The organism is Roseicyclus sp. (genome assembly GCF_052168335.1).
In the GTDB taxonomy this organism is placed as follows: Bacteria; Pseudomonadota; Alphaproteobacteria; order Rhodobacterales; family Rhodobacteraceae; genus Roseibacterium.
Genome location: NZ_JBQLZP010000510.1, coordinates 1 through 4,527 on the forward strand (window position 1 = coordinate 1; position 4,527 = coordinate 4,527).

At 70.1% G+C, this 4,527-nt stretch carries 6 protein-coding genes and 1 pseudogene; 2 read left to right on the forward strand and 5 right to left on the reverse strand.

The window, feature by feature from the left end:
- The 3 genes from ACTS11_RS15555 to ACTS11_RS15565 form a co-directional block, all read right to left on the reverse strand.
- A partial coding sequence (locus tag ACTS11_RS15555) for a histone deacetylase family protein (RefSeq protein ID WP_442641210.1) occupies positions 1-784 on the reverse strand: 784 nt, incomplete at its 3' end.
- 15 nt (positions 785-799) lie between these two features.
- Entirely contained in the window at positions 800-1,513 is a 714-nt protein-coding gene (locus ACTS11_RS15560) for a response regulator (RefSeq protein ID WP_442641211.1), read from the reverse strand.
- Entirely contained in the window at positions 1,513-2,025 is a 513-nt protein-coding gene (locus ACTS11_RS15565; protein WP_442641212.1) for a MarR family winged helix-turn-helix transcriptional regulator, read from the reverse strand. The genes ACTS11_RS15560 and ACTS11_RS15565 overlap by 1 nt, the downstream gene beginning before the upstream one ends.
- A gap of 191 nt (positions 2,026-2,216) precedes the next feature.
- Between ACTS11_RS15565 and ACTS11_RS15570 the strand changes: the two genes are divergently transcribed.
- Both ACTS11_RS15570 and ACTS11_RS15575 read left to right on the forward strand, forming a co-directional pair.
- Entirely contained in the window at positions 2,217-3,086 is an 870-nt protein-coding gene (locus tag ACTS11_RS15570; protein WP_442641213.1) for a branched-chain amino acid aminotransferase, read from the forward strand.
- Positions 3,087-3,155: 69 nt separating this feature from the next.
- Positions 3,156-3,491 carry a DUF2794 domain-containing protein gene (locus ACTS11_RS15575; protein ID WP_442641214.1) on the forward strand — a complete coding sequence of 112 codons (336 nt, stop codon included), beginning with the start codon at positions 3,156-3,158 and terminating at the stop codon, positions 3,489-3,491.
- Positions 3,492-3,494: 3 nt separating this feature from the next.
- On the opposite strand, the gene ACTS11_RS15580 is transcribed toward ACTS11_RS15575, so the two are convergent.
- On the reverse strand, positions 3,495-4,331 hold the full coding sequence (locus ACTS11_RS15580; protein WP_442641215.1) for a C40 family peptidase: 837 nt from the start codon (positions 4,329-4,331) through the stop codon (positions 3,495-3,497).
- A pseudogene (locus ACTS11_RS15585) lies at positions 4,328-4,527 on the reverse strand (leucyl aminopeptidase family protein); the annotation flags it as partial. The gene ACTS11_RS15580 and the pseudogene ACTS11_RS15585, both read right to left, overlap by 4 nt.

Consider the following 4,527-nt stretch of genomic DNA (forward strand, 5'->3'; position numbering starts at 1 on the left):
CCTGCTCCGTCCAGTCGAGGTTCGCCAGCGGGTCGTGGCGATGCGCGTCGAAACCGGCCGACAGGATCAGGAGTTCCGGCGCGAAGCTGCGGAGCAGCGGGAAGACCTGCGCCTCGTAGACCGCCCGCATCTCGGCGCCGCCGGAGCCGGGGGGCAGCGGCACGTTGCGCACGTTGCCCGCCACGCCGCGCTCGGACGGGGCGCCGGTGCCGGGGTAGAGCGGCATCTGGTGGCTCGAGACGAAGAGCGTGCGCCGCTCCTCCCACAGGATGTCCTGCGTTCCGTTGCCGTGGTGGACGTCGAAATCCACCACCGCGACGCGCGACAGGCCCCGCCGCTCCACCGCGTGAAGCGCGGCGATGGCGGCGTTCCCGAAGAGGCAGAAGCCCATGGCGCGCGTCTTCTCGGCGTGGTGGCCGGGCGGGCGTGTCGCGACGAAGGCGTTCGCCGCCTGCCCGTCGAGCACCGCGTCGACCGCCGCGACGCAGCCGCCGACGCCGCGCAGCGCCGCCTCCCAGGTGCCGGGGCTGGCGTGGGTGTCGGGGTCGAGCGCGGACCAGCCGGAGGAGGGCATCGCTGCCTCGATCCGGTCGATGTAGCCGGTGGGATGGGCGAGCATCAGGTCCTGCCGCGTCGCCACCGGCGCCTCCGCCCGGGAAAGACCGGCAAAGGGCGCGGCGGCCAGCGCGGCCCTCACCGCCTCGAGGCGCGCGACCTGCTCGGGGTGGCTGGGCGGCGTCACGTGTTCGAGGCCCTGCGGGTTCTCGACGAGAAGCGTGGTCATGTGTCGGGTGTCCCTTCAGTCCGGCGCCAGCATGTAGCCCGCGCCGCGCACCGTCTGAAGGTAGCGCGGCTGCTTGGGGTTCAGCTCGATCTTCTTGCGGAGCCGCGTGATCTGCACGTCCACCGCGCGCTCCTGCACTTGCTCGCCCGAGGGGCCCTTGTCGCGGTTGAGAAGGCCCACGAGGTCCGAGCGGGTGAAGGCCTGGTTCGGCTGGCCCGAGAAGATCCGCATCAGTGCGGCCTCGGTCGCCGTGAGGCGCACCACCTCCGACCCGCGCCAGAGCTCGCCCCGCTCCATGTCGTAGCGGATCGGCCCGAGATGCAGCACCTGCACCACCTGCGATTCCAGCGGCTGCCGGGGCACGCGGCGGAGGATCGCATTCACCCGCAGGAGAAGCTCCTTGGGCTCGAACGGCTTGACCAGGTAATCGTCGGCGCCCGCCTCGAGCCCGGTGATCCGGTCGCCCGCCTCGCCCTTGGCGGTCAGGAGCAGGATCGGCGTCTGCAGCGTCTGGCGCAGGTCGCGCGTCAGGCTGAGCCCGTCCTCGCCCGGCATCATCACGTCGAGCACGATCAGGTCGAAGTCGAGCCCCGCCAGGAGCCGCCGCGCATGCGCGGCGTCGCGCGCGGCCGTCGTCATGTAGCCGTTGCGCACCAGGAACTTCTGCAGGAGCCCCCGGATACGCTCGTCGTCGTCGACGATGAGGAGATGCGCGCCGATCTCGGTCATCAGCCGCCGTCCGTTCCGTCGAGGTAGTGCCGCCGCATCTCGGGGTCCATCATCTGCTCGAGCACCGCGCGGAAGCCCGCGACAGCCTCGGGGCCCGCGTTGCGGAAGGCCGCGCGCATCCGGCCGCGCTGCGCCTCGGAAAGCTGCCGTTCCAGGTCGGCCCCCTTCTCCGTGAGGAAGAGGTGGCGCTCGCGCTTGTCCCGCGTGCCGACGCGGCTGTCCACGAGGCCGTCCTCGACCAGCGTGCGCAGGACCCGGTTCAGCGACTGCTTGGTGACGCCGAGGATCGACAGGAGGTTGTTCACCGTCGTGCCCGGCGAGCGGTTGATGAAGTGGATGGCCCGGTGATGCGCGCGGCCGTAGCCGTATTCCTGGAGGATGCGGTCGGGATCGGCGGTGAAGCCGCGATAGGCGAAGAACATCGCCTCGATCCCGCGGCGAAGCTGGTCGTCCGTGAGGAACAGCAGGCTCTCGCTCCGCCCCAGCACGGCGCTTGAGGTTCGTTCGGCCATGGGCCCTGTCCCTTCCTTCCGGTTTCTCCGGCGCAGCCCGACTTTATGTCAGCCTTGTTGACTTTCCAAGAATCAATTGATAGCGACGGGCAGGTTTTGCGTAACTTTATGTCCGTTGCGGCCATAACCTGCGCAACAATCGAAAAGAAGGCGCCGGATCGCCCGGCAAGAGGCTGCGAAGGAAGAGACCCATGGCAGGAGCCTACGACGACCGCGACGGCTGGATCTGGATGGACGGCAAGCTCGTGCCCTGGCGCGACGCGAACATCCACATCCTGACCCATGCGATGCACTACGCCTCCTCGGTCTTCGAGGGGGAGCGCGCCTACAACGGCAAGATCTTCGAGAGCCGCAAGCACTCCGAGCGGCTGCTCGCCTCGGGGCGCATGCTCGACATCGACATCCCCTGGACCGTGGACGAGATCGAGGCGGCCAAGTATGCGGTGATGAAGGCCAACGACCTCTCGGACGCCTACGTGCGCGCCGTCGCCTGGCGCGGCTCGGGCGAGGACATGGGCGTGAGCTCCGCGCGGAACCCCGTCCGTCTCGCGGTCGCGTCCTGGGCCTGGGGCGCCTACTACGGCGACGCCAAGATGAAGGGCGCGAAGCTCGACATCTCCAAGTGGAAGCGCCCCTCGCCCGAGACGATCCCGGTCCACGCCAAGGCCGCCGGCCTCTACATGATCTGCACGATGTCCAAGCACGCCGCCGAGGCCAAGGGCTGCTCGGACGCGCTGTTCATGGACTACCGCGGCTACGTGGCCGAGGCGACGGGCGCAAACATCTTCTTCGTGAAGGACGGCGAGGTCCACACGCCCGTCGCGGACGTGTTCCTCAACGGCATCACGCGCCAGACGGTGATCGGGATGCTCGAGGACCGGCAGGTGAAGGTCCACCAGCGCCACATCCTGCCCGGCGAGCTCGAAAGCTTCGAGCAGTGCTGGCTGACCGGCACCGCCGCCGAGGTGACGCCCGTGGGACAGATCGGCGACTACAGCTTCGAGGTCGGCGCCATGGTCCGCGACGTGGCGACCGCCTACGAGGAGCTGGTGCGGGCCTGACGCGAAACGAGGGTGCGGGCCGGAAAGCTTGATTTCCGGCCCCATCGCGCCCACCATCGGGGGATGGTGATGCACTTCCAGCCCGCCGGGCCGACATCCTTCGCCGAGACCGTGGCCTTCGACCGGCGGGAACTCGGCGTCATCCTCGGGGTCTACGGGCGGATGGTCGCCGCGGGCGAGTGGCGGGACTACGGGATCTCGCATCTCTCCGACGTGGCCGTCTTCTCCGTCTTCCGGCGGAGCGCGGAGCAGCCGCTCTACCGGATCGAGAAGCGGCCGAAGCTCGCCCGTGCCCAGGGGCAGTACGCCGTGATCGGCATGGACGGCCGCGTTCTCAAGCGCGGGCACGACCTGAGGACCGTGCTGCGGGTCCTCGAGCGCAAGCTGATCCGCGCGGTGGACTGAGGATCAGTCCTCGGCCAGACGCTTGCGCCGGGTGATGTCGCTGCCCTTCTCCGCGATGCGCGCGGCGGCGTCCTCCAGCGGCTCGTAGGCGACCGACATGTGATGGGCGTTCGCGTGGAGCAGCATACGCGCGTCCGCCATGATCCCGACATGCCCCTCCCAGAACACCAGGTCGCCGCGCCGGAGCGTCTCGTTCTCCCCGATGTCCTCGCCGAGCGCCTCGGCCTGCTGGTCGCTGTCGCGCGGGCAGTCGAGGCCGCAAGCCAGGAGCGCGAGCTGGACCAGGCCCGAGCAGTCGAGGCCCCAGCGGCTCGACCCGCCCCAGAGATAGGGCGTGCCGAGGAACAGGTCGGCGATCCCCACCGGGTCGGAGAAGCGCGCGGCCATCGGCATCAGGTGCTGCGCGGGGACGTAGTGTCCGGTCTGGATGCGGAGGAAGCCCTGCCGCTCACCGGTGACGTGGACTGCGCTGCCGAAGAACAGCGCGACCTCGGCCTGCGCCTTGGCGTCGGCCTTCGGGTAGAGGTGCGTCGCGGGCGAGACGACCCAGTGCGTCGCCTCCGGCGCCTCGGTCAGCGCGCCCGAGCCGACCCAGCCGACGTAGCCGTCGCGCGCGCACTGGCCGAAGGCGAAGCCGTCGCGCCGGTCGAGGACGAGGAACCGCTCGCCGAAGAGGAGCTGGCTCTCCCGGCCGCCGCCCGGCTCGCGCACGAGGTTCACGATGGGCTGCTGGACCGTCATCCACTGGCCCTCGACGAAGCTCTCGGCCTCGACCTCGCCCTCCAGCGAGACATGGGCGACGCGCCCGTTGAAGGGGGTGACGCGGCTGTCGCGGGTCATGTGCCAAGCACCTCCGGCAGGGCCTCGTAGAGGGCGCGGGTGCCCTGGCCGAGCCCGCCCTTGGGCCGGCCCGGCGCATCGGAGGCGGACCAGGAATAGATGTCGAAGTGGAGATAGCGCCGCGCCGGCGCGGCGAAGCGGGGAAGGAACAGCGCCGCCGTGATCGAACCCGCGAACCCGCCCGACGGCGCGTTGT